We start from the raw sequence: 26,634 nt of genomic DNA on the forward strand, positions 1-26,634 counted from the left end.
TATGGCGCTTACAAAAGCTGAAATGTCAGAATATCTGTTTGATAAGCTCGGGCTTAGCAAGCGGGACGCAAAAGAGCTGGTAGAGCTGTTTTTCGAAGAGATCCGTCGTGCTCTGGAAAACGGTGAGCAGGTAAAACTGTCCGGCTTTGGCAATTTTGATTTGCGTGACAAAAATCAACGTCCGGGGCGTAACCCGAAAACGGGCGAAGATATTCCCATTACAGCCCGGCGCGTGGTGACCTTCAGACCCGGTCAGAAGTTAAAGAGCCGTGTTGAAAACGCTTCGCCCAAAGCTGAATGATATGAACTAACTAAAAAGGCCGCCCTGCGGCCTTTTTTCTTTTCAGCGTCCGGCATCAATCATAAAATCAGTCACCTGACTGACGGTAAAATGGTTAACATGCTGGCATACGCTCATTTCCAACAGCAACGAAATCGCCTCTGGCTTGGCGGATTATTGCTGCTTTTATTATTCTCTGTGTTTATTAGCCTCTGCGCGGGCGAGAAATGGATCGCTCCTGGCGGCTGGTTTACTCCTGATGGTCAGCTCTTTGTCTGGCAAATTCGTCTTCCCCGCACGTTGGCTGTGGTGCTGGTGGGTGCCGCGCTGGCGCTTTGCGGCGCAGTGATGCAGGCACTTTTTGAAAATCCGCTGGCGGAGCCAGGATTGCTGGGAGTCTCAAGTGGCGCGGGCGTCGGGCTGATTGCCGCTATACTGCTGGGCGGTGGTATGTTACCTGGCTGGATGCTGGGCGTGAGTGCTATTGCCGGAGCGCTGAGCGTGACACTTATTTTGCTACGTTTCGCCCGGGATCATCTCACCACTAGCCGCCTGCTGCTTGCTGGTGTTGCGCTGGGCATTATCTGTACCGCGTTAATGACGTGGGCGGTTTACTTTTCTACCTCCTTCGATTTACGCCAGCTTATGTACTGGATGATGGGCGGTTTTGGTGGGGTTGACTGGCAACAAAGCTGGCTGATGGTGGCGTTGTTACCGGCGATGATCTGGGTCTGTTTTCAATCAAAACCGCTGAACGTTCTGGCTCTGGGGGAGATATCCGCGCGGCAGTTAGGGCTGACGCTGTGGCTGTGGCGAAATTTGCTGGTGGTGGCGACGGGCTGGATGGTAGGCGTCAGCGTTGCGTTGGCGGGAGCTATTGGTTTTATTGGCCTGGTGATCCCGCATATTTTACGTCTCTGCGGGCTGACCGATCACCGGGTATTGCTTCCTGCTTGCGCGCTGGCGGGGGCAGTGGCGTTGTTGTTAGCCGATATTGTTGCCCGGTTGACGCTCAGGGCCGCTGAGTTACCTATCGGCGTTGTCACGGCGACGCTGGGCGCGCCCGTGTTTATCTGGTTATTATTAAAGGTCGGGCGCGAAGCCTGAAATTCATAACATCAACGAAGGGTACGCTATGCAACAGGATATTCTGAATACTGAAGTCACGACTATTGATGGTGAACAGACCACACTGGAAGCTTATCGCGGCAAAGTGTTGCTGATCGTCAATGTGGCATCTAAATGCGGCCTGACGCCGCAATATGAACAACTGGAAAACCTGCAAAAAACGCTCAGCGATGAAGGCTTCACGGTGCTGGGATTCCCCTGCAATCAGTTCCTTGGCCAGGAGCCGGGTTCGGAAGAGGAGATCAAAACTTTTTGCAGCACCACTTACGGCGTGACGTTCCCGATGTTCAGCAAAATTGAAGTGAATGGTGACGCGCGTCATCCGCTGTATAAAAAATTGATCGCTGCCGCGCCATCCGCTGTAACACCAGAAGGAAGCGGTTTCTATGCGCGTATGGAGAGTAAAGGCCGTGCGCCGAAAGAGCCGGGTGATATTCTATGGAATTTCGAAAAATTCCTCATTGGACGCGACGGCCTTGTGATCCAGCGTTTCTCGCCGGATATGACCCCGGAAGATCCGTCTTTGCAACAGGCTGTTAAACTGGCTCTGGTGAAATAATGCCAGCGCTGTTGCAACTGCAAGATGTGGGAGAATCAGGCAGGCTGGGGCCGATTACGGCATCGGTTGATCGGGCGGAGATTTTGCATCTGGTCGGACCAAATGGTGCCGGGAAAAGTACGCTACTCTCCCGACTTGCTGGTTTATCTGACGGGCAGGGCGAGGTGTTATTGAACAACCGCTCGTTGGAACAATGGCCTTCTCTGGCGCTGGCACAACATCGCGCTTACCTTGCCCAGCAGCAGACGCCGCCCTTTGCCATGCCAGTCTGGCACTATTTGCTGTTGCATCAGCGCGATACTGCGCAAACCCGCTGCCTGGGGCAAATTGCCGCCCAGCTTGGGCTGGGTGACAAGCTTAGCCGTAGAGTCAATCAACTTTCCGGTGGTGAATGGCAGCGGGTGAGGTTGGCTGCGGTAATTTTACAGATCCACCCGGCGGTGAATCCCTCAGGGCAGTTGCTGTTGCTGGATGAGCCAATGAATAGTCTTGATGTGGCGCAGCAGGCTGCGCTGGACAAGCTTATATCGGAGTTGGTAAGCGGTGGAGTGACTGTCGTGATGAGCAGCCATGACCTCAACCATACACTGCGCCATGCGCAGCAGGTATGGTTAATGAGCGCCGGTAGGTTACTGGGTAGCGGCAAACAAGAAGAGGTGCTGACGCCTGCTCATCTGGCGGAAGCTTACGGTATGGCTTTTCGCCGTTTCGACGTAGATGGGCATCGTGTGCTGATCCCGGCGACGTGACGAAAAGGTGACTTGCCACGCAACTGATTCACACTGTAAATTATTCCGATAAAAATAAAGTACGAGGCGAGATCCAGAATGCGTATCTGGTTTCTTCTGGTGGCTGCGCTGTTCCTTGCAGGATGTAGTTCTCATCGAGCTCCGCCACCTAACCCAAGGTTGTCAGATTCGATCACGGTGATCGCGGGTCTGAACGATCAACTTCGTGAGTGGCGAGGTACACCGTATCGCTACGGTGGCGTGACACGTTCAGGTGTCGATTGTTCCGGGTTTGTGATGATGACTTTTCGCGACAAATTTGCGCTTCAGCTACCGCGTGAAACGCGCCAGCAGGCTGAGATCGGCACGAAAATCGACAAAGATGATTTATTACCTGGCGATCTGGTGTTCTTCAAAACCGGCTCCGGCGAAAGCGGGTTACATGTTGGAATTTATGATACTGACAATGAATTTATTCATGCTTCCACCAGTCGCGGCGTGATGCGTTCTTCACTGGATAACGTCTATTGGCGGAAAAATTTCTGGCAGGCGCGACGCATTTAAACGCAGCTTAGCCGTGGTAAAAATTCATTAAACCAGGATGTTTCCACTAATTATATTTTATAATATTAATTATCATAAGTGGACGTTGAATCTGGCGAAAAAACTATTAGTGAGCAGCCTAATAAAGGAGAAGCCAAATATAAAACGGGATAAAAATGAAGTTAGCCTCACTAAAATCATTACGCCTTGAATTCATCTACTTGTGTTTAGCCATGCCGGATATCACCCACAACGCGGGACTGGCACAATGATGATTTTGCTTGATGATACATATCGGCCCGAGCTTTTATTACAACCAGCAAGAAAAAGTAACGGAACGCTTCAGGGGCTGGAAGTTATCGTTAACTTTGTAGGGAGAGACAGTAACGTCCGCGCCCCGGCAGAGCTGATTTCCCCGCGCCTGATGGCCGGTGAAACGCTGCAACTATTTACGGAGCAACTGGCGCTGATAGAGGCCTGCCAGCTCTTTTTATTACAACATCAATTAATCGCCTGGATTAATATTTCCCCGGTTATTGCTGAAGCCTTACTTACCGACGAGGCACTGGCTGCCAGCGTGGCTAAATTTCCTTTTCTGGAATTTACCATAAATGAGAATTTCCCCAATTTCAATAAAGGAAAAGAGGATCCTTCTCTGGCTCTATTGGCGAAACAATATCCGCTGGTACTGGCTAATTTTGGTGTGGGAACAGCATCGACTAAAGCCATTTTTGACGGGCTATTTAAACGGGTCGCGTTAGATAAAAATTTTGTTCAACAACGGTTAGCCTCTCCTTCATTTGAACCTTTTATGCGTGCGATCGTTTCACAGGTAAGTCCCTATTGTCAGTCAATGATGATTGCGGGTATTGATGACGAATCGGCCCTGAGGCGGGTGGAACCTTTCCACTTCAGCGCAATGCAAGGGGCTTTATGGCCACCGGTCACCGCTGCACAGATCACCTCCCTAATTCATTCATAGCCCTGCTTTTCGCCGGTGTTTAAACCTGATGGTTAGCACTACACTAAAGGCAGGAGGAACCATGACCCTGTCTTTTACTACCCGCTGGCGTGATGAACTGCCAGAATTTTACACTACATTATCTTCTACACCGCTGCACAATGCCCGTCTGATCTGGCATAACGCGCCACTGGCGCAGGAGCTGGGTGTGGAGGATGCGCTTTTTCATCCCGAATCGGGTGCCGGTGTCTGGGGCGGCGAAGCATTGCTGCCGGGCATGTCGCCGTTGGCGCAAGTCTACAGCGGGCATCAGTTTGGTGTCTGGGCCGGGCAACTGGGCGACGGGCGCGGGATCCTGCTTGGTGAACAACAATTGCCGGATGGCACGACCCGCGACTGGCATCTGAAAGGCGCTGGGCTGACACCTTATTCGCGCATGGGCGACGGACGTGCAGTTTTGCGTTCGACCATCCGTGAAAGTCTGGCATCAGAGGCGATGTACTACCTTGGCATTCCGACGACCCGCGCACTGAGCATCGTTACCAGCGATACGCCGGTCATGCGTGAACGCCGCGAGCAGGGCGCCATGCTGATGCGCATCGCTGAAAGCCATCTTCGTTTCGGACATTTCGAGCATTTTTATTATCGCCGCGAACCGCAAAAAGTACGTCAACTGGCTGACTTTGCCATCCGCCATCATTGGTCGCATTTGCAGAATGAATCCGATAAGTACGTGCTGTGGTTCCACGATATTGTCCGGCGTACAGCTATGCTGATTGCCCGCTGGCAGGCGGTCGGTTTTGCGCATGGCGTGATGAATACCGACAACATGTCGATTCTCGGACTGACCATTGATTACGGCCCCTTTGGCTTCCTCGACGATTATCAGCCGTCATTTGTCTGTAACCACTCGGATTACCAGGGGCGTTATCGCTTCGATAATCAACCCGCAGTGGCTTTGTGGAACCTGCAACGGTTGGCACAGTCGCTATCGCCATTTATTGACATTGAGGCACTGAACAGTGCGCTGGATGATTATCAACATCTGCTATTGACGGAATATGGCGTGCTGATGCGCGGTAAGCTAGGTTTTCGCACGCAACAGCAGGGCGATAACCAGCTTCTGACGAAACTGTTTTCACTGATGGAGCGGGAAGGGAGTGATTATACGCGTACCTTCCGCTTGCTCAGCCAGACGGAGCAGCAGAGTGCCTTTTCGCCGCTGCGTGATGAATTTATCGATCGTGCGGCATTTGACAGTTGGTTTGCGCTGTACCGGGTACGTCTGCAACAGGAGCAGGTTGACGATGCGCAGCGGCAACAGCAGATGTCCGGTGTGAATCCGGCACTGGTATTGCGCAACTGGCTGGCACAGCGGGCGATTGATGCAGCTGAGAAAGGCGACACCAGTGAACTGACGCATCTACATGAAGCGCTACGCCAGCCGTTCCGCGATCGTAACGATGATTATGTCAGCCGCCCACCGGACTGGGGAAAGCGACTGGAGGTCAGTTGTTCGAGTTGAACCTGCTCATTTTGTTGGAATCAGCGTGCCGATCAAATGTTCAGTGTAGTGCATTATCGCAAATGATAATAATTATTAATAATATTGGTCAGTAGCAAGTGTGTTCTGTAACATTTCGCGACTTCCCTCCAGATAAAGAAGGGGAAGAGGATCCCGCCGCCTGGCGGCGGGATGCGATCAGAGGCGGGTTGCGACTGCGGCCGCCAGTTTTTCCAGCAGGAATTTACTGTCGTCCCAGCCCAGGCAAGGATCGGTAATGGATTGCCCGTAAACCAGCGGCTGGCCGCTGACAATTTTCTGCGTGCCTTCCTGCAGGAAACTTTCTACCATCACGCCAGCGATAGCAGTCGAACCGTTACGGATCTGCGAACAAACATTGTCACAGACGTCGAGTTGACGTCGATGTTGTTTCTGGCAGTTGCCGTGGCTGAAATCCACCACCAGGTATTCCGGTAGATCAAACTCGCTCAGTGTATCGCACGCATTGGCGATATCTTCGGCGAAATAGTTTGGCGTTTTACCGCCGCGCATAATGATATGCCCGTAGGGATTGCCGCTGGTTTGATAGATGGTCATCTGCCCGGATTTATCCGGTGAGAGGAACATATGGCTGGCGCGGGAAGCGCGGATCGCATCCACCGCGATGCGTGTATTGCCATCGGTGCCGTTTTTAAAACCGACCGGGCAGGAGAGCGCCGATGCCATTTCACGGTGGATCTGGCTTTCCGTCGTGCGCGCGCCAATCGCGCCCCAGCTAATCAGATCGGCTATAAATTGCCCTGTCACCATGTCGAGAAATTCAGTCGCTGTCGGCACGCCCAGTTCGTTGACCTGGAGCAGCAACTTGCGCGCCAGTTCGAGACCATGATTAACTCGATAGCTGCCATTCAGGTCCGGATCGGAGATTAGCCCCTTCCAGCCAACAACTGTGCGCGGTTTTTCAAAATAGGTGCGCATCACGATCTCGAGCTGGGCGTGATGCTTCTCACGCAGCGTCTGCAAGCGACGCGCGTAATCTACCGCTGCATCAAGATCGTGGATAGAGCAGGGGCCAATAATCACCAGTAAGCGGCGATCTTCGCCATTGAGGATTTTTTCTATTCGCCGCCGCGATGCAACAACATGTTCGGCGACATCAGGTTTAACGGGATAACGCTGCGCCAGTTCAGCCGGTGTCAACAGGCTGTCGATGCGCGCAGTGCGAAGTTCATCGGTTTTGTTCATCAAACGTCTCAAAATTAGGTGCTTCAGCGGCTGGAATGCCGGAAGTGATGCGCACACCATAAACCAATCGCGGCTTATTTCAAGTATGGCCATAAAGCGCATTACTTCAGTTGCAAGTATCATAGCGTATCACGCATCAATGTACTAGCTCGTTAGTACGACAATGCAAATGATACTCTGTGAGTGAGCATATTTTGAGCACGCATTGCTGTTATTTGTCTTCCATAGAGAGTACGTCTGTCGTATCAGATATCCATTATTTTAAATTGAACACGATCAGACGCGAGGGGCGCTGGCCCAGGGTTCCTTTGCCTCTCTTCGCTTCTGTTATTTCTCTACTGGCAACCCATGAAACTGCAATACCCTCGCGTTGTTAATATATATAAGTGACATTTATCTCGTGTCACTTATTGTGATATGGCCGCAAATACACCTTTCTGTCTGCATGCCGCCGGCTTTTGGGACATACACAGTGCCTTTCCGCGCGCAATTAATACATGCGGCGGTTCAGTCCCATAATGTCGAGCATTTTGGTTGCAATCTCTTCAACTGAGTAGTTGGTACTGTTCAGGCAGGGAATCTGATTCTTGCGGTAAAGCGCTTCCACTTCCGCCACTTCCATGCGGCACTGTCGCAAAGAAGCGTACCGACTGTTCTCCCGCCGCTCTTCACGAATCGCAGCAAGACGCTCCGGGTTAATGGTCAGACCAAATAATTTATGTTGCAATGGTTTTAACGCGGCCGGAAGTACAAGGTTATCCATATCATCGGCGATAAAAGGATAATTCGCTGCGCGAATACCAAATTGCATCGCCAGATAGAGGCTGGTTGGGGTTTTTCCACAGCGCGATACACCCAGTAAAATCACCTGAGCCTGATCGAGGTTGCGCAACGAAATACCGTCATCATGTGCCAGTGTGTAATCAATTGCGGCAATTCGCGCATCATATTTAGTTAAATTGCCCGGATTAAGCCCGTGTGTGCGATGCGCAATGGGGGTGGGATCGAGCTTTAATTCCTGCTGTAATGGGGCAACCAGCGCTTGAACAATGTCCTGACAAAATCCTTCGCTTTGCAAAATAATAGAGCGAATTTCGGGCATCACAATAGAATAAAAAACTAATGGACGGCTACCCGTTTGCTGATAGAGAGCATCAATCTGATCTTTGACGGCGCGTGCGCGGCTCTCGTTTTCCACGAAAGGCAAGGTAATGCTGCTGACGGCAACCGGGAATTGTGACATCACCGCGTGGCCCAATACTTCAGCGGTGATAGCGGTTCCATCAGAAATATAAAACACATGGCGATCAACAGAACTGTCCATTTAACTCATCCTGACTTTCATACGTAATTCTGTGAAAGCATAAATTAAAATCCTCACTGTGCGTATCTACTTTTTCTCATTTTAAAATGAAATGGTATTTTTATTTTTTATGAACTATAGAGTTCACTTTTTTTGATGACGTATGAAAAATAAGGATATTCTAAAAAGAGATATTCCCGCTGCGTGATTTATTGGTGGGAATCTGTCCGAAAAACCATAATCTGGAATTGCTTACACGATTCACCGTTTTTTCCGGCGAATTAATTATGCCAGGATTAATACGCAGTCTGAGATTTTACCCATTCATATACCACAAAAGGATTGTTTCGATGTCCAACAATGGCTCGTCTCCGCTGGTGCTTTGGTATGACCAACTCGGCATGAATGATGTAGACAGAGTTGGGGGCAAAAATGCCTCCCTTGGTGAAATGATTACTAACCTGTCAGGCGTGGGTGTTTCCGTGCCGAATGGGTTTGCGACCACCGCCGATGCGTTTAACCAGTTCCTTGAACAGAGCGGCTTAAATCAACGTATTTATGCGCTGCTGGATAACACGGATATTGACGATGTCTCTGAGCTGGCGAAAGCTGGCGCACAGATCCGCCAGTGGATTGTCGATACGCCTTTCCAGCCGGCGCTGGAAAAAGCGGTTCAAGATGCGTATGCAAAACTGTCGGAAGATGACGCGCAGGCCTCGTTTGCCGTACGCTCCTCAGCTACGGCGGAAGATATGCCGGATGCCTCTTTCGCCGGTCAGCAAGAAACATTCCTCAATGTTCAGGGCTATGACGCCGTGCTGGTGGCCGTTAAACATGTCTTTGCTTCGCTGTTTAATGACCGGGCTATCTCTTACCGCGTTCATCAGGGTTATGACCATCGCGGCGTGGCGCTTTCTGCTGGCGTACAGCGTATGGTGCGTTCGGACATCGGCGCTTCCGGTGTGATGTTCTCTATTGACACCGAATCTGGTTTCGACCAGGTGGTATTTATCACCTCTGCGTGGGGGCTGGGTGAAATGGTGGTGCAGGGCGCAGTCAACCCGGATGAGTTCTACGTGCATAAACCGACGCTGGCTGCAGGCCGGCCGGCGATTGTGCGCCGCACTATGGGCTCGAAAAAGATCCGTATGATTTATGCGCCAACGCAGGAGCACGGCAAACAGGTACAGATTGAAGATGTGCCGCAGGCCGATCGCGATCGCTTCTCGCTGAGCGATGCCGATGTGCAGGCGCTGGCCAAACAGGCGGTGCAAATTGAAAAACACTATGGCCGTCCGATGGATATTGAATGGGCGAAAGACGGCCATACTGGCAAGTTATTCATCGTGCAGGCACGTCCGGAAACGGTACGATCTCGCGGGCAAGTGATGGAGCGCTACACGCTGCATGCACAAGGGCGAATCATCTCTGAAGGTCGTGCAATTGGTCAGCGTATCGGTGCGGGTACGGTCAAAGTGATCCATGACATCAGCGAAATGAACCTGATTGAAGCGGGTGATGTGCTGGTCACCGATATGACCGACCCCGACTGGGAACCGATCATGAAGAAGGCGGCTGCGATTGTCACCAACCGTGGTGGTCGAACCTGCCATGCGGCGATTATTGCCCGTGAATTGGGGATCCCCGCAGTAGTAGGTTGCGGTGATGCAACTGAACGAATCAAGACCGGCGAAAAAGTGACCGTCTCCTGTGCTGAAGGCGACACTGGCTATGTGTATGCCGATCTGCTCGATTTCAGCGTGAAAAGCTCCAGCGTCGATACCATGCCGGATTTGCCGCTGAAGATTATGATGAACGTCGGGAACCCTGATCGCGCTTTTGATTTCGCCTGTTTGCCGAATGAGGGCGTCGGGTTGGCGCGCCTGGAATTTATCATTAACCGCATGATTGGCGTCCACCCACGCGCGCTGCTGGAATTTGATGACCAGGACGCGAAACTGCAAAGCGAAATTCGCGAGATGATGAAAGGCTTTGACTCGCCGGTTGAGTTTTACGTCGGTCGTCTTACGGAAGGGATTGCCACGTTGGGCGCGGCGTTCTGGCCGAAACGCGTGATTGTGCGTTTGTCGGATTTTAAATCGAACGAATACGCCAATCTGGTCGGCGGTGAGCGTTATGAGCCGGAAGAAGAGAACCCTATGCTCGGTTTCCGTGGCGCGGGTCGTTATGTGTCCGACAGTTTCCGCGACTGCTTCGCGCTCGAATGCGAGGCGGTAAAACGCGTACGCAACGAGATGGGGCTGACAAACGTTGAGATCATGATCCCGTTCGTTCGTACCGTAGAGCAGGCGAAAGCCGTGGTTGATGAACTTGCACGGCAGGGGCTGAAACGCGGAGAGAATGGTCTGAAGATCATTATGATGTGCGAAATCCCGTCCAATGCATTGCTGGCGGAGCAGTTCCTTGAGCACTTTGATGGCTTCTCGATTGGTTCCAACGATATGACGCAGCTTACGTTGGGCCTCGATCGCGACTCCGGCGTGGTTTCAGAACTGTTTGATGAACGCAATGAGGCGGTGAAAGCTCTGCTGTCGATGGCGATCCGCGCGGCGAAAAAAGAAGGCAAATATGTCGGTATCTGTGGCCAGGGGCCGTCGGATCACGAAGATTTCGCTGCCTGGCTGATGGACGAAGGTATCGACAGTCTGTCGCTGAATCCGGACACCGTGGTGCAGACGTGGCTCTCGCTTGCTGAACTGAAAAAATAATGCACTGAAGGAACCCCCCGACACAATGTCGGAGGGTTCCTTATTTACCATTTCATTATGTCTACAAGGGGTAATAATGGGGTGCCGGGCTGTGGTAAACCATGAAGGAATGATATCAAATATTATGAAAAAGCCGGGCGAGGCCCGACATGTCACTAGCTGTTCATTTGTTTAAAAAGTTCTCTTCCTGCCGCCCTCTATTTCTCTATTCAATTGGCAAGATCCTGAATATGAATCATCCTCGGTACCTTCTGGCTTTCGCCAGCCTGTAACGTTGGGGAAGGTAATTGCTCCAAAGCAGCTTTTTTATCAGCAGTTGCTAACTTCATGCCAAAGTATTTTTCGCATACATCGGCAAGAGGTATTGATGCTGTTTCAAATTCAGCCATTAATAAAAAATCGTATTCATATCCACCTCACACCATACTCAGGCCACGGCAGTGGCTCCATGTCTCATATTAACCACTTCCCGGAAGTAGTGGCCCTCATAGTCTTTTGTCCTGATTTTCATACTTCTTCCCGCTCTGAGTTTATTTCACGGCTTACAAGTGATCGTATACGGCACCTTCCTGTCAGTGCCGTCGCAACATAGCTTGCCGGGCGGTTGACCACTTCAACGGTAATTTTCATGCCTTCAACCACATGCTGTGCTCTTAATACGATCCCAGACTGCGATATCCAAGGTGATTGCCACATGTAGTGGTTCAGCAATATTTTTCATGCGAGGAAGATTATTAGTGAGTGGCGTCAGGAGTGTAATGAGTGTCGGCCTCATTTATCGCTGAATTATCTGACACCTGCTGAATTTGCCGCAGGCTGGGGAACCGGGAAATATGACGGTAAACAAACCGACATTACTAACTGACTATTGTACTTAAACTTGGGGGGACACTTATGCGCCAGATAGGGACATTATGGCGCAGTTACAACTTATCAATCATTCAGGAATTGTGATCCCGGAAACGCCTGAGACCAGCGATTTTCTGCATTCAAAATGTAAGCTCGGCGGGGTGATGTCAGCCAACATCAAGCGGGTACGCAAGCCGGCTTTTCATCGCAATATTAACCTGAATTGAAAAAAACGCCCCAAAATACTGATTAAATAATCAGTCATAGTTATAACTTAATGATTAGTTAATGTTTTATTCTGTTCTTTGTTATGCGGATGCCGACACAATGTCGGTTTTTTTTATTTTCGCCATGAACTCGTCGGCGATCACAATTGCTAAAAAACGTAAAAAGCCTGGTAATTATTACAATTGTCTGCGGGCACACTTCTTCTAATACTTTAGCCTGTAGTGAGCGGCGCGAAACCATATTCGCGTCAGGTTGAAATATCTATTTTCACCTCACAAGGCTGATAAAAATGACCCTGTCCTCTGTTCTCAGTACCAAAGATAAAATAGGTTATGGCCTCGGCGATATGGCCAGCGCACTGGTCTGGCAAACGGCCACACTGTTTCTCGCTTATTTCTATACCGATGTTTTTGGTTTACCCGCCGCGATTATGGGCACAATGTTTTTGCTGGTGCGTGTAATTGATGCGTTTGCCGATCCCTGTATTGGTGCACTGGTCGATCGCACGCAAACCCGTCATGGACGTTTCCGTCCGTGGTTGCTGTGGTTTGCAATTCCGTTTGGTGTCAGTTGCATCATCACTTTCTATGTGCCGGACGCGGGCCCAACGGCAAAAATCATCTATGCCTGCGTGACCTATGCGATCCTGAGTTTTATCTACTCCGCGATAAATGTACCGTACTGTGCAATGCCCGGCGCGTTAACAATGGACCCGCAGGAACGCCATTCCCTGCAATCGTGGCGTTTTTGTCTGTCATTTATCGGCGGATTGATCGTGACGGTGATTGCGTTACCACTGGTAGCACAACTCGGTAACGGTAACGACCAGAAGGGCTATTTTTACGCGATGAGTATGATGGGTGTGCTGGGTATTTTGCTGTTCTTCGGCTGCTTCTTTATGACCCGTGAGCGTTATACGCCGCATAATGACAGCTCAGGATCACTGTTCAGCGATCTCAAATTAGTGGCGAAAAATAGCCAGTGGCGGATTGTTTTTCTGTTTAATATTTTGCTGCTTACCGCCGTGGTGACGCGTGGTTCGGCTACCATGTATTACGTCAAATATGTTTTACAGCGCCCGGAAATGGTCTTTACCTTTATTGTTTCCGGCATGATTGCAGCGCTGCTTGGCGCATTATTCTCTGCTCGTTTGCTAGGAAAATTTGATCGCGTACGTGCCTATCAATGGACCATCATTGTCTTTGTGGCGTTTGCCGCACTGATATTTATCGTTCCGCCAACGCAAGTGTGGCTTATATTCGGCCTTAACATTGTTTTCAGCTTTATTCAGAATCTCACTACGCCGCTACAGTGGACCATGTTTTCCGATGTGGTGGATTACGAAGAGCACCGCAGCGGACGACGCCTTGATGGCCTGGTGTTCTCGACGGCGCTGTTTGCCATCAAGTTCGGTCTTGCGCTTGGCGGTGCCGTTGTTGGCTGGGTACTGGGCGCAGTGGATTATGTACCGAATCAGGTGCAGCAAACGGCCAGCGTTCTGACCACCATCAATGCGTTATTTACGCTGATCCCGTGTTTGTTGTTTATTAGCATGGTGCTGTTACTTACCCGCTACAAACTGAATAGCCAGGTGACTGACACCATTGCCAGTGAATTGATCCGCAAACGCGACGCCAGAAATTCGGTGACAACATCTCAAACTTCCACGGAATTCAGTAACACAGGAGTGACCCGATGAGCGCAATTTATCATGATTCTTCCCGCCCGGTTTCCGAACGCGTGGCCGATCTGCTTGCCCGGATGACACCGGAAGAGAAATTTGCCCAGATGCATGCGTTGTGGCTGGTGTTGTCAGAAGATGGCAACCACCGAGAACGCAGCGATCTGAGCGACGAATTTGCCGGCGTCAGCACCCAGGCGGCGTTGGCTGAACGATTAACGCACGGCATCGGGCAGATAACCCGGCCGCTCGGTACACATATCGTTGATGCGCAAAGCGGAGTCAGGGCCGCTAACCGGCTGCAAAAAAACCTGGTAGAGGATACACGGTTGGGGATTCCGGCGCTGTTTCATGAAGAGTGTCTGGTGGGCTTATTATGCAAAGACGCCACGCTATTTCCTTCATCACTCAACTATGGTTCGACCTGGGATCCAGCGCTGATCAAACGTGCCGCACAGCAAATCGGCGAGGAAGCGCGTAGTACCGGTTGCAGGCAGGGGCTGGCACCGGTGCTGGATGTTTCGCGCGATGTACGCTGGGGCCGAACTGAGGAGACGTTTGGTGAAGATCCCTGGCTGGTGGGCGTGATGGCTTGTGCTTATGTTGAAGGGTTGCAGGGAGAGCAGGGTGATATTCTGGCGACGCTCAAACACTATGTTGGTCACTCTTTCAGCGAAGGCGCGCGCAACCATGCGCCAGTACATTTAGGTTTTTGCGAACTGAACGATACCTTTTTATTGCCCTTTGAAATGGCGGTCAAACTGGCGAAGGCCGGTTCGGTGATGCCCGCTTATCACGACATCGATAATCAACCCGGGCACAGCGATCATTTCCTGCTGACCACACTGCTGCGCGAAGAGTGGGGATTTGACGGCATTATCGTTGCTGATTATGGCGGCGTTAGTCTGCTTCATCAGCATCACGGTGTCAGTCATGATGCGGCAGAATCGGCAGCATTAGCCTTTAATGCCGGGCTGGATATTGAATTGCCGAAAGATGACTGCGCCCGTCATCTGGCGGAGGCGGTTGAGCGCGGGCTGATTCCGATGGCGAAGATCGATGAAATCGTTGCCCGCGTGCTGGGGGTTAAATTCCGCCTTGGTTTGTTCGAACATCCCTATACGGATGAGCATCGCATCGTGTTGCAGTCTGATGCGGCGCGGCAGGCCGCGCGTGACGTGGCAACGCGTTCGCTGACCTTGCTGGAAAACAACGGTATTCTGCCGCTGCGCGGCGCGCCAAAAGTGGCGGTGGTTGGCCCGACAGCGGACGATCCGCTGGCCCTGCTCAGTGGTTACAGCTTCCCGGTACATTTGATTATCAGCGATATGCTGGAAGAGATCTCGCAGGTCACTACGCCGCTGGCGGCCTTGCGACAGTCGCTTGGCGAGGGCAATGTTCGCTATGCGAAAGGTTGTCATATCATAGAAAAACGCATGGCGGGAGCGCCGGTCTTCCCGGGTGATGCTTCCGGCAAACCGATGCAGCAATCGCCGGTTTCCATGGATCAAAGCCTGATTCCGCAGGCGGTGCGTGCGGCGCAGGAGAGCGATGTGGTGATTGCCTGCGTGGGCGATCTCGCCGGGCTATTCCAGAGCGGCACGGTGGGTGAGGGCTCCGACACGGACAGCTTGTCGTTGCCCGGCGTGCAACAGCAATTGCTGGATGCGCTGGTGAATACCGGGAAACCTGTGGTGGTGGTAATGACAGGCGGGCGTCCTTACAACCTGCAAGGGCTGGAAACGCGTGTCGCTGCCTGGCTAATAGCATGGGCGCCGGGCCAGGAAGGCGGCTACGCAATTGCCGATGTGCTGACCGGCTACGCGGAACCACAGGGACGGCTGGTAGTAAGCGTGCCGAAAAGCGCGGGCGCGATGCCCTATTATTACAACCATAAACTAAAAAGCGGCGGGACGCCGTTCGCCTTCCATTTTGGTTCCCGCTACCCGTTCGGCTACGGACTGAGCTGGACGAAGTTCGATTACGCGCCTCTGGTCTTGCTGACGCAGGAAGTGGCTATTGATGGCGAGATCGTATTACAGCTTCGGGTCACCAACGTTGGCGAACGCCGCGGCAGCGACGTTGTGCAGATCTACGTGCGCGACAAAGTGGCGTCGATGGTGCGACCGGTACAGGAGCTAAAAGCGTTCCAGCGTGTGGATCTTTCGCCAGGAGAAACAGCAACGCTGACCTTTACACTACCCGTAGATATGCTCAATTTCACGCGGCGCGACGGCAAGCGTATCGTCGAGCCGGGTGAGTTTGAATTGCGGGCTGGCGCATCATCGGGCGATATACGCTCGACAGCAACGGTGAATGTTACCGGCGAAACGCGGGTGCTCCCAGTCGCATGGAGGATGATGAGTCGCTGCGAAATCAGCCGCCAGGAAAACAGCCCATCTGTAGACTGACCCCATAAAGGCGCTGTGCTTGATAATGGTACGACGAGCGCGGTGACGGGTAATGCGAAGTGATGTCTTTGAGGAGAAAAAAAAGCCCATCGTGGGAGATGGGCAAAGACTACACACAGCAATTCGTTGTTTCACTCAGGGGATTTCCATGCTTATAAACCAAGATGTTGATTTATAACCGTGGACTTATAGTAGGCATGCGCTTTTTTTGAGTCGATCAGATTCGTCTCATTAGTTTAATTGTCTTGAAGAATATATGCTGAAGATGCCGCATTCTGCGGGCTACCGAGGGAGCTGGTTAGCTTTTATTATCTTAAATGATAAGTATGGCTTAATGATTACTTAAGGCGGGCTACCCCGCCTTAAGGCTATTTTCAGGAAGAGGCTTGTGAATTTTGCTCGTCATCCAATACATCTTCTGAGCGCGCAGTGGGTTCGGGTACTTCATTTACCCATGCGGAGAAAAGACGCCATGAGACGGCCAGCAGTACCGGGCCAATAAACAGACCGATCATACCAAATGCGATCAGCCCGCCGATGACGCCGGAGAGGATCAAAATCAGCGGTAAGTCTGCGCCCATACGAATAAGCACCGGGCGAATAAAATTATCCAGCGTGGCGACCACGCAGCTCCAGACCAGTAGCACGGTGCCCCAGGTGGAATCGCCGCTCCAGTAAAGCCAGATTATCGCCGGAACCAGCACCAGCAATGGTCCAATCTGGATAAGACAGGTCATTAGCATCACGACGGTGAGCAGCGTAGCGTAAGGGACGCCGGAGATGGCCAGCCCAATACCTCCCAGAACCGCCTGCACCAGCGCGGTTACTACCACACCCAGCGCCACTGCGCGGATGGCCTGACCGGCGAGCAATACCGCCGCATCACCACGCCTGGCCGCCAGACGAATGGCGAAATGACGAATTCCCTGCGCAACCTGCTCGCCTCGCCAGTAGAGCAGTGCGCTGAATAACAGCATCAGGCCAGAGTGCAGCATAAAGCGTCCAATGTGCGCGGCCTGGCCGACAAACCACGTGGTGGTTGTGCCAACGTAAGGTCGCAGTTTCGCCATGATGGCGCTGCCGCCCATGTCCAGCAGGTTATGCCAGCCGCTATAGAGTTTTTCACCGACGAGCGGAATGCTGTGCAGCCATGCCAGATCGGGTGGCGACATCGAACCACTGGTAATGGAATGAATAACCGGGCCGCCGGACTCCACCAGACTGTTCACCAGCAGGGCAACGGGAACAATAAACAGCAGGATTAATAGCAACATCATCACCAGCACCGCCAGCGAGCGGCGGCCAAACAGCAGCCGCTGCAGACGTAACAGCAACGGCCAGGTGGCTATCACGACGGTTCCCGCCCAGGCAAAACCGAGGATAAAGGGCTGAACAATCCATAAACAGGCAATAATCATGATTGCTAAAAACAGTACCGACAGCATGACTTGCGGCACATCCCTGGACTGACGTAGATCAACCATATGGTTTACACACCTTAATTAAGTTGCTGAAGAGTGGGCATTGCAGGAAGAGGCCCGTGATAATGATTAATGATTTCAGCGCGTTTGCCCAGCCCGATTGTTCCTGCAATTCTCTGGGCGTATAAGAAAAAAATGTGATACAACGATGCATGCTTAAAGCAAACGATTAACTATTCACAACACTTACCATCAGGCAGGGTCAAGCATAATGATCCCACAGATTTCCCAGGCACCCGGCGTTGTTCAGCTGGTGCTGAATTTTTTGCAAGCACTGGAGCAGCAAGGTTTTACAGGTGATACCGCCACAAATTATGCCGACAGGCTGACAATGGCGACGGACAACAGTATTTACCAGTTATTACCCGATGCAGTCGTTTTCCCCCGTTCAACATCTGATGTTGCACTGATTACCCGTCTGGCGGCGGAAGAGCGCTTCCGCACGTTGGTGTTTACGCCGCGCGGAGGCGGCACAGGCACCAATGGCCAGGCGCTGAACCAGGGCATTATTGTCGATATGTCCCGCTATATGAACCGCATTATAGAAATCAACCCGGAAGAGGGCTGGGTGCGCGTTGAAGCGGGCGTCATTAAGGATCAGCTTAACCAATTTCTGAAACCTTACGGTTTCTTTTTCGCACCGGAGCTCTCCACCAGTAACCGCGCGACGCTTGGCGGAATGATCAACACCGATGCTTCCGGTCAGGGGTCACTGGTGTACGGTAAAACCTCCGATCACGTGTTGGGCGTGCGCGCGGTGCTGCTGGGCGGTGATATTCTCGATACGCAGGCAATGCCGGTGGCGCTGGCGGAAACGCTGGGCAAGGCCAACACAGCGATTGGTCGCGTCTACAAAACCGTACTTGAGCGCTGTCGCGACAACCGCGAGTTGATCCTCGATAAATTTCCGAAACTGAACCGTTTCCTTACCGGCTACGACCTGCGTCACGTCTTTAATGATGAGATGACGGAGTTTGATCTCACCCGCGTGTTAACCGGGTCTGAAGGGACGTTGGCGTTTATCACCGAAGCGCGGCTCGACATCACCCGGCTACCGAAAGTGCGTCGCCTGGTGAACATAAAATATGACTCGTTTGATTCCGCCTTGCGCAATGCGCCGTTTATGGTGGAAGCGCGCGCGATGTCGGTTGAAACCGTGGATTCGAAAGTACTGAACCTGGCGCGTGAAGATATCGTCTGGCATTCAGTGAAAGAACTGATTACCGATGTGCCAGACAAAACGCTGCTCGGCCTGAATATTGTTGAGTTCGCCGGTGACGATCAGGAATTGATTGAGGGGCAAGTTGCGGCGCTGTGCCAGCGGCTCGATACGCTGATGGCCAACGGTGATGGTGGGGTCATTGGTTGGCAGCTTTGCGAGGATCTGGCCGGGATTGAGCGTATTTATGCGATGCGTAAAAAAGCGGTCGGTCTGCTGGGCAACGCGAAAGGAGCGGCGAAACCGATCCCGTTTGCTGAAGATACCTGCGTACCGCCGGAACATCTGGCGGATTATATCGTTGAGTTCCGTGCGCTGCTGGACAGCCACGGCCTGAGCTACGGCATGTTCGGTCATGTGGATGCTGGTGTGCTGCACGTGCGTCCGGCACTGGATATGTGCGATCCGCAGCAGGAAGTATTGATGAAATCCATCTCTGATGAGGTGGTGGCACTGACGGCGAAATATGGCGGTCTGCTGTGGGGAGAGCACGGGAAAGGGTTCCGCGCCGAGTACAGCCCTGCCTTTTTCGGCGCTCAGCTCTATGGCGAGCTGCGCAAAATCAAAGCGGCATTCGATCCTGAGAATCGCCTGAACCCCGGTAAAATTTGTCCGCCGGAGGGCGTTGATGCGCCAATGAAACAGGTGGATGACGTCAAACGCGGCACCCTGGATCGACAAATTCCCATCGCAGTACGTACCTCATGGCGCGGGGCGATGGAGTGTAACGGCAACGGTCTGTGCTTTAACTTTGATGTGAAAAGCCCGATGTGCCCGTCAATGAAGATTTCCGCTAACCGAATTCACTCCCCGAAAGGGCGCGCGACGCTGGTGCGCGAATGGCTGCGCTTGCTGGCGGATCGTGGCGTTGATCCGCTGAAGCTGGAAAAAGAGCTGCCGGAAAAACGCGCCAGCCTGCGTACATTGATTGAGCGCACCCGCAACAGCTGGCATGCACGACGTGGGGAGTATGACTTCTCGCACGAGGTAAAAGAGGCGATGTCCGGCTGTCTGGCCTGCAAAGCTTGCTCCACGCAGTGCCCCATTAAAATCGATGTGCCGGAATTCCGTTCGCGCTTCCTGCAACTCTATCACAGCCGTTATCTGCGTCCGGTGCGCGATCACCTGGTCGCTACGGTGGAAAGTTATGCGCCGCTGATGGCGCGTGCGCCGAAGACATTTAACTTCTTTATGAGCCAGCCGTGGGTGCGTTCGCTGTCGGCCAAACATATTGGCATGGTCGATTTACCGCTGCTGTCGGTGCCCTCCCTGCAGCGCCAGATGGTGGGTCACCGCACGGCGAATATGACGCTGGAGCAGCTTGAAAAGCTCAACTCTGCCCAGAAAGCGAAAGCGGTGCTGGTGGTACAGGATCCGTTTACCAGTTATTACGATGCGCAGGTTGTCGCTGACTTTGTGCGCCTGGTGGAGAAACTCGGTTTCGAGCCGGTGGTGTTACCTTTCTCGCCAAACGGCAAGGCGCAACACATTAAAGGGTTCCTCAACCGTTTTGCCAGGACCGCGCAGAAGACCGCCGATTTCCTCAATCGCGTGGCGCAACTGGGGATGCCGATGGTAGGTGTCGATCCGGCGCTGGTGTTGTGCTATCGCGACGAGTACAAACTGGCGCTGGGCGATAAGCGTGGTGATTTTCATGTTCAGTTGGTGCATGAGTGGCTGCCTGCGGCGCTGGGGCATGTCGAGCCCCGCGCGATGAGCGGCGAACCGTGGTATCTGTTCGGCCATTGTACAGAAGTGACGGCATTGCCGGGCGCGACAGGGCAGTGGGCGACGATCTTCGCTCGTTTCGGCGCGAAACTGCAAAATGTCAGCGTGGGTTGCTGCGGCATGGCAGGTACTTACGGCCACGAAGTGAAGAACCATGCCACTTCGCTGGGCATTTATGAACTGTCCTGGCACCAGGCGATACAGCGTCTGCCGCGTAACCGCTGTCTGGCGACTGGCTACTCCTGTCGTAGCCAGGTGAAGCGCATTGAGGGTAGCGGCGTGCGTCATCCACTACAGGCTTTGCTGGAGATACTGGGATGATCTGGAAACGTGCGGTCACGCTGGAAGCGCTCAATGCCATGGGCGACGGCAATATGGTTGGCCTGCTGGATATTCGTTTTGAGCGCATCACGGATGATGCACTGGAAGCTTCCATGCCGGTGGATGACCGTACGCGTCAGCCATTTGGCCTGCTGCACGGCGGTGCGTCTGTCGTGCTGGCGGAGACGCTTGGCTCGGTGGCTGGCTATTTATGCACCGAAGGGGATCAAAATGTGGTGGGGCTGGAGGTGAATGCGAACCACTTACGTTCGGTGCGAAGCGGCCGGGTTCGCGGTGTTTGTCGCGCGCTGTATACGGGTGGACGCCATCAGGTCTGGCAAATCGAACTGTTTGATGAACAGTCGCGGCTTTGTTGCTCATCCCGCCTGACCACAGCAATTGTCTGACACGTTTCGGCGGAGGTAATCCGCCGAAAATATTCATCTTTTCTTCATCATTCCCATCATCTCTTTTTGACGTCTCGTGCTATAGTGCGCGACACAGGATGTATCGTTTCGGTGACTTTTGCCGCGGCGAATAGCTGTAACGCGTAATGACTTAATGAAGTGATTCATTGCCTCCTTAAGCGCTACTGAATTTAGGCTTTAAGGTAACAATGATGGTATCGTTTAAACTCGGATTCTTACACCCGCGCTACTGGGTGACCTGGATCGGTCTGGCTCTACTCAGGCTGCTCGTTCAACTACCTTATCCCGTTCTGGTTCGCCTTGGTTCAGGGCTTGGACATCTCTCCCGCCGTTTTCTGAAGCGTCGCGAACGCATTGCGCGCCGTAATCTTGAACTCTGCTTTCCGGTTATGAGCGAAGCGCTGCGAGATGCGTTGATCGCCAAAAACTTCATGTCGCTTGGCATGGGATTAATCGAAACCGGCATGGCATGGTTCTGGTCGGATAAACGCGTGCGCCGCTGGTTTGATGTCGAAGGTTACCAGAATCTACTGGCCGCGCAGGCCAATGAACGGGGCGTGATGGTTGTCGGAGTACATTTCATGTCGCTGGAACTGGGCGGCCGTGTGATGGGATTGTGTCAGCCGATGATGGCAACCTATCGCCCGCACAACAACCCGCTGATGGAGTGGGTACAGACGCGCGGGCGTATGCGTTCAAATAAAAATATGATCGATCGCCGCAACCTGAAAGAGCTGGTGAATGCATTAAAACAAGGGGAAGCCGTCTGGTTTGCGCCGGATCAGGACTATGGTCGGAAGGGAAGCACTTTCGCGCCGTTCTTCTCGGTGAAAAATGCCGCCACCACCAACGGCACGTTTGTGCTTTCGCGTCTGTCGGGTGCTAAAATGTTGACGGTAACGATGGTGCGCAAAACCGATGGTTCCGGTTATTCATTGCATATTGGTCCTGCGTTAAATGATTATCCATGCATGGATGAGTTTGCGGCGGCCAGCTATATGAATAAAGTGATTGAGCGCGAAATTCTGCGCGCGCCGGAACAGTATCTATGGATCCATCGCCGTTTCAAAACCCGTCCCCTCGGTGAGCCTTCGCTCTATAATTGATCGCTTTTTTCAGCGCCCTAATTTCGGGCGTTGTATTGCATGACGTTAAAATTGACACGGGATGCTTATGCTCAGGTTTATTGTGGTCAGCTATTTCACCCTCTTTTCCGTATGTTCGTTCGCCGCCGGAATCAACCTCTCCTGCGATGAATACACCGCTGTTGTTGAGCCTGACGGACTTACTGTCAACAGCCATCACTATACCAATCCGCAAGAGAAGCCGTTCGATATCTCTGACGATTATACTGGCCGCTCGCTGATTTATACCGACAGCCAGGATAAGAACAGCGAGACCAATTGGGTGGCAATCAACATCATCACGCAGATCTCCAGTGGCAAAAAGGCCTTCTTCCTTTCGGACAGCAAACACACGGATGATAAAGCCATCATCTGTACGCGTAAGGATACAGGGCAGTAAGGTTAAAAGCCTTCCAGCAGTCGCAACTGACTGAAGGTTAACGGGCGTGAGAACATGTAACCTTCGATGCCGATATGACTGTAGCGGCTGAGCAGCGCAAGGTCGGATGAACGTTCCACGCCCTCGCAAATTACATGCGTACCAGCCGGGATCACCTTGTCGATTAAATTGTGAAGTGTTGATAATTTCGCCGGGCTTGTGGCAATGCCGTGAATAAGCGTTCGCGCGAGTTTAATTGTGTCAAAGCGAAACAGTTGCAGGCTGTCGGCAGATTCATTCTGGGTGCTAAAATCCTCTAACGAGAGCATAAAACCATAGGTTCTCGCCTGCTGTAAAAACGCGTGATGATGCATCTGTTGTGTAGCAGTCAGCCACTTGCCAATCTCAATCTCAATGCGTTGTGGCGATACATGATGATGTCCGCACCGTTGGTAAAGGCTGGCGAGGTACGCCATATCATTCATTAACTGAACGGGGAGTTTGAATGATACCGTGATACCTTCTTTCTTTTTCAGCAGTTCGCAGACAGTTTCAAACAAAAAATCGCTAATTGCTTTAATCTCAAGAATATCGAAGGATTGTTCAACTGGAAGCCAACGATCGCTGGCATTATAAATTTTGGCAAGAACTTCATAGCGGAAAATAGTTTTTCCAGAAAGGTGCATAACGGGGTTGAACTCTGCGCTAACGCTAAGTTTTTTGTCCGCAATTTCCAGTGTTTTTATATTCATTATCCCTGATTCAGCTCCCTACTCATAAGAACAGGTCTAACCACTATATAATTTTCGATTTTACACAATTAATCATAAAGTTTGAAAATTGTTTTGAATGATCGATCCTTTCTTTTCGATAGTTTGTATCTATTACTATTATTAAAATGATCGCTTAAATCTATAACTAATGATGGTCTTTTTTTTTAGATATTTTTATTGTGTCAGGTTTATCAACTAATAATTTGTGTTTTGTCTTATTTATCACCTTGTTTTTCTACGGGAAAAGTGAACTCAACACAAATTCATACGCACTCATCGCCTATAGCGGGATTTGCCAAAGGTGTAGACTTTTGCGCATATCCCCCTTTTCAGTCTGCAGATTCCCTGCCATAGCCTCACACAGAGTTATTCGTTGTTCTCTTTTTTTGATCTTTTTTTAATCATGAATGATCTGCGTAAACTTGTATTTTTAATATGCATATCGGCATAAGAAAGTCGGGTATTAAAAAATGAAATATCGTTTCATGGCAATATCATTCCTGTTTTTATGTACCCATGAGAGGCAACGCCTTAAAAGGATAAATATGCTCAGAATGCAGTAATAAAATCCTTTCAAATTTGTAATTGATGAATTTCGTCTGCAAAGGACGAGTGTAATGAGTTCCGAAAATAACAAAATCAGATCGCGGTATTTTTATACGCTATTGCTATATCTCAAAAGTACCTTCCGTGCACTGTGGGCGTAGCAAAAGTCACTTTGAAGTCAGGTGGTGAGCTTGTGCGATCTCCACTCTCCGTCGGCGGGGAGTGGAGTATCACGGAGGGGTTGGAGTTGCCCCCGCTAAAACGGACACCGTGAATTTATAGCTGACAGCGAACATTGATGTTCTCTCAGCGACTGCCTTTCAACCCGTCATGATGTAGTCCCCCCTGAATTTAGTCTTACTGCTTGATAGAGTTCTCTGGTTAAAATACAACCAAAGGAGGCTCATCATGAAGAAAGCGTGTTTCACTGAAACTCAGATCCTGCGGGTTCTGAAAGAGGTTGAAGGGGGTCGGCATGAGAAGGATGTGTGTCTGGAAAACGGTGTGTCGGAAGCCAGCTATTACAACTGGAAAGCCAAATATGGCGGCATGGAATCCTCTGATATCAAACGAATGAAAGGGCTGGAAGAGGAAAATCGCCGGTTAAAGCAAATGTATGCATCCCTCAGTTTAGATCATGAAATTCTTAAGGATGTTGTTTCAAAAAACTTTAACGGTGCCTGAGAAGCGTGAGCTGGTGCGTTACGTTATGAAGGAACATCAGGCCAGTGAACGACGCGGGTGCCGGATTATTGGTATCAGTCGAAGCCTGTTGTACTATTCCCCGAACACGGCACGGGATCTGCCCGTGGTCGGGGCACTGCAAAACCAGGCGCATCAGTATCCGGTCTATGGTTTTGGACTTATGTTCAATAAATTACGGCAGGCAGGGTTACAGTGGAATGCAACACGTGTTTACCGGATCTATCGATTGTTAAAACTCAATTTTCGGCGCAAAGGGAAAAAACGTTTACCTGACAGGTATCCACAACCGTTGGTTATTCCGCATAAAATGAACCCCTGCTGGTCAGTTGATTTTATGAGTGATGCCTTGATCGACGGGCGGCGCTTCAGGTTATTTAACGTCGTCGATGATTTTAATCGGGAAGCGCTGGCAATCGAGGTTGATTTGAATATACCAGCTCAGCGCGTTGTGCGCATCCTGGAGCGGTTAAGTGCTGAAAGAGGCTATCCGGCATTTATACGCAGCGATAATGGGCCAGAACTTACAGCCGCTGCTTTAGCCGAATGGGCAGAGTTGCACGGTGTGATACTCGATTTTATTCAGCCAGGCAGGCCAATGCAGAACGGATTTATTCAACGATTTAACAAAACGCTGCGAACAAGAAATACTCGATATGTATCTGTTCAGAACGTTATCTGAAGTGCGCGCACTAACAGAAAACTGGCGCACAGAATATAACAAGGAACGCCCCCATAGCTCACTGGGTAATATTCCGCCCGTTATCTGTGCAAGGCAAAAACTGGCCGGAGGTCCTCATTGGCAGTGGTACTAAAAACCGGAGGGACTACAAATACCTCTCTTAATGGTGGTGGTGAACCCATAATTGATAATACTGAGGATTCAATAAATTTTTTTAGGCATAATGAAGATGTTGATTTTTTACTTTTGGGTGAACGTTTGATATCCAGAAATGAAACTACTTGGCTACAAAATTTTAAGGAAGGAAATAAGATTCGATTGAGTGACGGAATCTTGACTAATATTTTTTCTAAGGGGAAGCGGTATGTATTTTTCATCAAGGGTAGGCTGTCTGTGAACATTGACGTGGCAGTTTTTGATTCCATAAACAAAAATGATGGGTATTTAACTTACTCCATGTTAGGGGGTAATGATAGTACTGTCATTAAATCTCTATTCACAGCCTTGATGTTAGGTTTTATGGAGTTTGCACGGTGAATTCTAAATTAATTGAACCTATAGTGTCAGATTTATTTCTTCTAGAACCATTGGATAAGTCGCATGCGCACGAAATGTATGCAGGGCTATGTAATGATAATGATTATAAGTTTATACCGTCCCACCCGCCGGTAAGCCTTGATGAATTGGTAGCACGTTATGAGAGAATATCTCAACGTCTCTCTTCAGAACAGAGTGAAATATGGCTGAATTGGGTCATTATAAATCGTAATAGCGGCGCCTATCTGGGATATGTCCAGGCGACCATTATGGTTGATCAAGGATGGGCGTATATCGCTTATCATGTTTTTAGTCAATATCAAAAAAAGGGGATAGCAAAACAGTGCGTACGTATGTTGATAGATTTTTTATTTAATAACTATAATTTATCTCATGTCGACGCATTGATAGACACCCGCAATCTGGCATCAATTGGTTTAGTAGAATCTTTGAAACTTAAAAAAATTAACGAGTTGAAAGAGGCGGATTTTTTCAAAGGATCTACAAGTGATGAGTTTCATTATAGAGTTTTTGCTAATGAATGGACGTTGAATACATGAGTTAA

21 protein-coding genes, 1 other RNA gene and 4 pseudogenes are annotated in these 26,634 nt (G+C 50.9%); 19 read left to right on the top strand and 7 right to left on the bottom strand.

The features are described from left to right. The first annotated feature begins 1 nt into the window (after position 1). The 7 genes from ihfA to selO all read left to right on the top strand — a co-directional run bounded on the left by ihfA (position 2) and on the right by selO (position 5,724). The gene (gene ihfA / locus BM427_RS05420) at positions 2 to 301 is read left to right on the top strand and encodes an integration host factor subunit alpha (RefSeq protein WP_006820203.1); all 300 of its coding nucleotides are present in this window, start codon (positions 2 to 4) and stop codon (positions 299 to 301) included. Between the two features lie 99 nt (positions 302 to 400). Next, positions 401 to 1,387, top strand: a complete 987-nt coding sequence (gene btuC / locus BM427_RS05425; protein ID WP_090120691.1) for a vitamin B12 ABC transporter permease BtuC — start codon at positions 401 to 403, stop codon at positions 1,385 to 1,387. A gap of 28 nt (positions 1,388 to 1,415) precedes the next feature. Next, positions 1,416 to 1,967 carry a glutathione peroxidase gene (locus tag BM427_RS05430; RefSeq protein ID WP_090119867.1) on the top strand — a complete coding sequence of 184 codons (552 nt, stop codon included), beginning with the start codon at positions 1,416 to 1,418 and terminating at the stop codon, positions 1,965 to 1,967. Then, the gene (gene btuD, locus BM427_RS05435) at positions 1,967 to 2,716 is read left to right on the top strand and encodes a vitamin B12 ABC transporter ATP-binding protein BtuD (RefSeq protein ID WP_090119869.1); all 750 of its coding nucleotides are present in this window, start codon (positions 1,967 to 1,969) and stop codon (positions 2,714 to 2,716) included. Before BM427_RS05430 ends, btuD begins: the two co-directional genes overlap by 1 nt. Before the next feature lie 78 nt (positions 2,717 to 2,794). After that, complete coding sequence (locus BM427_RS05440; RefSeq protein WP_090119871.1) at positions 2,795 to 3,259, top strand: NlpC/P60 family protein; 465 nt, start codon at positions 2,795 to 2,797, stop codon at positions 3,257 to 3,259. Positions 3,260 to 3,506: 247 nt separating this feature from the next. Further along, on the top strand, positions 3,507 to 4,220 hold the full coding sequence (locus BM427_RS05445) for an EAL domain-containing protein (RefSeq protein WP_090119873.1): 714 nt from the start codon (positions 3,507 to 3,509) through the stop codon (positions 4,218 to 4,220). 61 nt (positions 4,221 to 4,281) lie between these two features. Further along, positions 4,282 to 5,724: a protein adenylyltransferase SelO gene (gene selO, locus BM427_RS05450; protein ID WP_090119874.1), complete on the top strand. Its 1,443-nt coding sequence runs from the start codon at positions 4,282 to 4,284 to the stop codon at positions 5,722 to 5,724. 177 nt (positions 5,725 to 5,901) lie between these two features. On the opposite strand, the gene aroH is transcribed toward selO, so the two are convergent. Then, positions 5,902 to 6,948, bottom strand: a complete 1,047-nt coding sequence (gene aroH, locus BM427_RS05455; protein WP_090120692.1) for a 3-deoxy-7-phosphoheptulonate synthase AroH — start codon at positions 6,946 to 6,948, stop codon at positions 5,902 to 5,904. Positions 6,949 to 7,438: 490 nt separating this feature from the next. Beyond that, positions 7,439 to 8,272 carry a posphoenolpyruvate synthetase regulatory kinase/phosphorylase PpsR gene (gene ppsR, locus BM427_RS05460; protein WP_090119876.1) on the bottom strand — a complete coding sequence of 278 codons (834 nt, stop codon included), beginning with the start codon at positions 8,270 to 8,272 and terminating at the stop codon, positions 7,439 to 7,441. A gap of 329 nt (positions 8,273 to 8,601) precedes the next feature. Between ppsR and ppsA the strand changes: the two genes are divergently transcribed. Next, the gene (gene ppsA, locus BM427_RS05465; protein WP_090119878.1) at positions 8,602 to 10,980 is read left to right on the top strand and encodes a phosphoenolpyruvate synthase; all 2,379 of its coding nucleotides are present in this window, start codon (positions 8,602 to 8,604) and stop codon (positions 10,978 to 10,980) included. Positions 10,981 to 11,189: 209 nt separating this feature from the next. On the opposite strand, the gene BM427_RS05470 is transcribed toward ppsA, so the two are convergent. Together BM427_RS05470 and BM427_RS05475 are read right to left on the bottom strand one after the other, a co-directional pair. Next, positions 11,190 to 11,369: a pyocin activator PrtN family protein gene (locus BM427_RS05470; RefSeq protein WP_090119879.1), complete on the bottom strand. Its 180-nt coding sequence runs from the start codon at positions 11,367 to 11,369 to the stop codon at positions 11,190 to 11,192. A gap of 118 nt (positions 11,370 to 11,487) precedes the next feature. Further along, positions 11,488 to 11,619, bottom strand: a pseudogene (locus BM427_RS05475) (DUF4060 family protein); the annotation flags it as partial. Between the two features lie 61 nt (positions 11,620 to 11,680). Between BM427_RS05475 and BM427_RS05480 the strand changes: the two are divergent. From BM427_RS05480 to BM427_RS05495, 4 genes and pseudogenes are all read left to right on the top strand, one after another. Further along, a pseudogene (locus BM427_RS05480) lies at positions 11,681 to 11,845 on the top strand (integrase core domain-containing protein); the annotation flags it as partial. A gap of 49 nt (positions 11,846 to 11,894) precedes the next feature. Beyond that, a pseudogene (locus BM427_RS05485) lies at positions 11,895 to 12,038 on the top strand (DUF1367 family protein); the annotation flags it as partial. Between the two features lie 308 nt (positions 12,039 to 12,346). Next, a complete protein-coding gene (locus BM427_RS05490; protein ID WP_090119881.1) occupies positions 12,347 to 13,756 on the top strand; it encodes an MFS transporter in 1,410 nt (469 codons plus the stop codon). Continuing rightward, positions 13,753 to 16,149, top strand: a complete 2,397-nt coding sequence (locus BM427_RS05495; RefSeq protein ID WP_090119883.1) for a glycoside hydrolase family 3 N-terminal domain-containing protein — start codon at positions 13,753 to 13,755, stop codon at positions 16,147 to 16,149. The genes BM427_RS05490 and BM427_RS05495 overlap by 4 nt, the downstream gene beginning before the upstream one ends. Positions 16,150 to 16,223: 74 nt before the next feature. Here BM427_RS05495 and rprA read toward each other — a convergent pair. Continuing rightward, an RNA gene (gene rprA, locus BM427_RS05500) (antisense sRNA RprA) lies at positions 16,224 to 16,331 on the bottom strand. 192 nt (positions 16,332 to 16,523) lie between these two features. Continuing rightward, on the bottom strand, positions 16,524 to 17,633 hold the full coding sequence (ydiK, locus tag BM427_RS05505) for an AI-2E family transporter YdiK (protein WP_090119885.1): 1,110 nt from the start codon (positions 17,631 to 17,633) through the stop codon (positions 16,524 to 16,526). 208 nt (positions 17,634 to 17,841) lie between these two features. Here ydiK and ydiJ point away from each other — a divergent pair, with 208 nt between their 5' ends. The 4 genes from ydiJ (at position 17,842) to BM427_RS05525 (ending at position 22,850) form a co-directional block, all read left to right on the top strand. Beyond that, the gene (gene ydiJ, locus BM427_RS05510; RefSeq protein WP_090119887.1) at positions 17,842 to 20,898 is read left to right on the top strand and encodes a D-2-hydroxyglutarate dehydrogenase YdiJ; all 3,057 of its coding nucleotides are present in this window, start codon (positions 17,842 to 17,844) and stop codon (positions 20,896 to 20,898) included. Beyond that, complete coding sequence (menI, locus tag BM427_RS05515) at positions 20,895 to 21,305, top strand: 1,4-dihydroxy-2-naphthoyl-CoA hydrolase (RefSeq protein WP_090119888.1); 411 nt, start codon at positions 20,895 to 20,897, stop codon at positions 21,303 to 21,305. The genes ydiJ and menI overlap by 4 nt, the downstream gene beginning before the upstream one ends. 209 nt (positions 21,306 to 21,514) lie before the next feature. Further along, complete coding sequence (gene lpxP, locus BM427_RS05520; protein ID WP_090119890.1) at positions 21,515 to 22,432, top strand: kdo(2)-lipid IV(A) palmitoleoyltransferase; 918 nt, start codon at positions 21,515 to 21,517, stop codon at positions 22,430 to 22,432. A gap of 67 nt (positions 22,433 to 22,499) precedes the next feature. Continuing rightward, positions 22,500 to 22,850: a hypothetical protein gene (locus tag BM427_RS05525; RefSeq protein WP_244316587.1), complete on the top strand. Its 351-nt coding sequence runs from the start codon at positions 22,500 to 22,502 to the stop codon at positions 22,848 to 22,850. A gap of 2 nt (positions 22,851 to 22,852) precedes the next feature. Here the strand turns inward: BM427_RS05525 and BM427_RS05530 are convergent, their stop codons facing one another. Further along, a complete protein-coding gene (locus BM427_RS05530) occupies positions 22,853 to 23,581 on the bottom strand; it encodes an EAL domain-containing protein (protein WP_090119894.1) in 729 nt (242 codons plus the stop codon). Positions 23,582 to 24,556: 975 nt separating this feature from the next. Between BM427_RS05530 and BM427_RS05535 the strand changes: the two are divergent. The 3 genes and pseudogenes from BM427_RS05535 (at position 24,557) to BM427_RS05545 (ending at position 26,629) form a co-directional block, all read left to right on the top strand. Further along, a pseudogene (locus BM427_RS05535) lies at positions 24,557 to 25,665 on the top strand (IS3 family transposase). Continuing rightward, entirely contained in the window at positions 25,650 to 26,069 is a 420-nt protein-coding gene (locus BM427_RS05540) for an L-threonylcarbamoyladenylate synthase (protein ID WP_090119896.1), read from the top strand. The pseudogene BM427_RS05535 and the gene BM427_RS05540 overlap by 16 nt, the downstream one beginning before the upstream one ends. Next, complete coding sequence (locus BM427_RS05545; RefSeq protein ID WP_244316586.1) at positions 26,066 to 26,629, top strand: GNAT family N-acetyltransferase; 564 nt, start codon at positions 26,066 to 26,068, stop codon at positions 26,627 to 26,629. Before BM427_RS05540 ends, BM427_RS05545 begins: the two co-directional genes overlap by 4 nt. Positions 26,630 to 26,634: the final 5 nt, after the last annotated feature.

This window comes from Kosakonia arachidis (assembly GCF_900116535.1).
Taxonomy (GTDB): domain Bacteria; phylum Pseudomonadota; class Gammaproteobacteria; order Enterobacterales; family Enterobacteriaceae; genus Kosakonia; species Kosakonia arachidis.

What these genes read in the sequence shown, in the direction of transcription:
- BM427_RS05490 (WP_090119881.1), top strand. Translation starts at nt 12,347, where the DNA reads ATGACCCTGTCCTCTGTTCTCAGTACCAAAGATAAAATAGGTTATGGC.
- BM427_RS05445 (WP_090119873.1), top strand. Translation starts at nt 3,507, where the DNA reads ATGATGATTTTGCTTGATGATACATATCGGCCCGAGCTTTTATTACAA.
- btuC (WP_090120691.1), top strand. Translation starts at nt 401, where the DNA reads ATGCTGGCATACGCTCATTTCCAACAGCAACGAAATCGCCTCTGGCTT.
- ydiK (WP_090119885.1), bottom strand. Translation starts at nt 17,633, where the DNA reads ATGGTTGATCTACGTCAGTCCAGGGATGTGCCGCAAGTCATGCTGTCG.
- BM427_RS05495 (WP_090119883.1), top strand. Translation starts at nt 13,753, where the DNA reads ATGAGCGCAATTTATCATGATTCTTCCCGCCCGGTTTCCGAACGCGTG.
- ppsR (WP_090119876.1), bottom strand. Translation starts at nt 8,272, where the DNA reads ATGGACAGTTCTGTTGATCGCCATGTGTTTTATATTTCTGATGGAACC.
- BM427_RS05440 (WP_090119871.1), top strand. Translation starts at nt 2,795, where the DNA reads ATGCGTATCTGGTTTCTTCTGGTGGCTGCGCTGTTCCTTGCAGGATGT.
- ppsA (WP_090119878.1), top strand. Translation starts at nt 8,602, where the DNA reads ATGTCCAACAATGGCTCGTCTCCGCTGGTGCTTTGGTATGACCAACTC.
- selO (WP_090119874.1), top strand. Translation starts at nt 4,282, where the DNA reads ATGACCCTGTCTTTTACTACCCGCTGGCGTGATGAACTGCCAGAATTT.
- menI (WP_090119888.1), top strand. Translation starts at nt 20,895, where the DNA reads ATGATCTGGAAACGTGCGGTCACGCTGGAAGCGCTCAATGCCATGGGC.
- BM427_RS05430 (WP_090119867.1), top strand. Translation starts at nt 1,416, where the DNA reads ATGCAACAGGATATTCTGAATACTGAAGTCACGACTATTGATGGTGAA.
- BM427_RS05530 (WP_090119894.1), bottom strand. Translation starts at nt 23,581, where the DNA reads ATGAATATAAAAACACTGGAAATTGCGGACAAAAAACTTAGCGTTAGC.
- ihfA (WP_006820203.1), top strand. Translation starts at nt 2, where the DNA reads ATGGCGCTTACAAAAGCTGAAATGTCAGAATATCTGTTTGATAAGCTC.
- btuD (WP_090119869.1), top strand. Translation starts at nt 1,967, where the DNA reads ATGCCAGCGCTGTTGCAACTGCAAGATGTGGGAGAATCAGGCAGGCTG.
- aroH (WP_090120692.1), bottom strand. Translation starts at nt 6,948, where the DNA reads ATGAACAAAACCGATGAACTTCGCACTGCGCGCATCGACAGCCTGTTG.
- BM427_RS05470 (WP_090119879.1), bottom strand. Translation starts at nt 11,369, where the DNA reads ATGGCTGAATTTGAAACAGCATCAATACCTCTTGCCGATGTATGCGAA.
- lpxP (WP_090119890.1), top strand. Translation starts at nt 21,515, where the DNA reads ATGATGGTATCGTTTAAACTCGGATTCTTACACCCGCGCTACTGGGTG.
- BM427_RS05525 (WP_244316587.1), top strand. Translation starts at nt 22,500, where the DNA reads ATGCTCAGGTTTATTGTGGTCAGCTATTTCACCCTCTTTTCCGTATGT.
- ydiJ (WP_090119887.1), top strand. Translation starts at nt 17,842, where the DNA reads ATGATCCCACAGATTTCCCAGGCACCCGGCGTTGTTCAGCTGGTGCTG.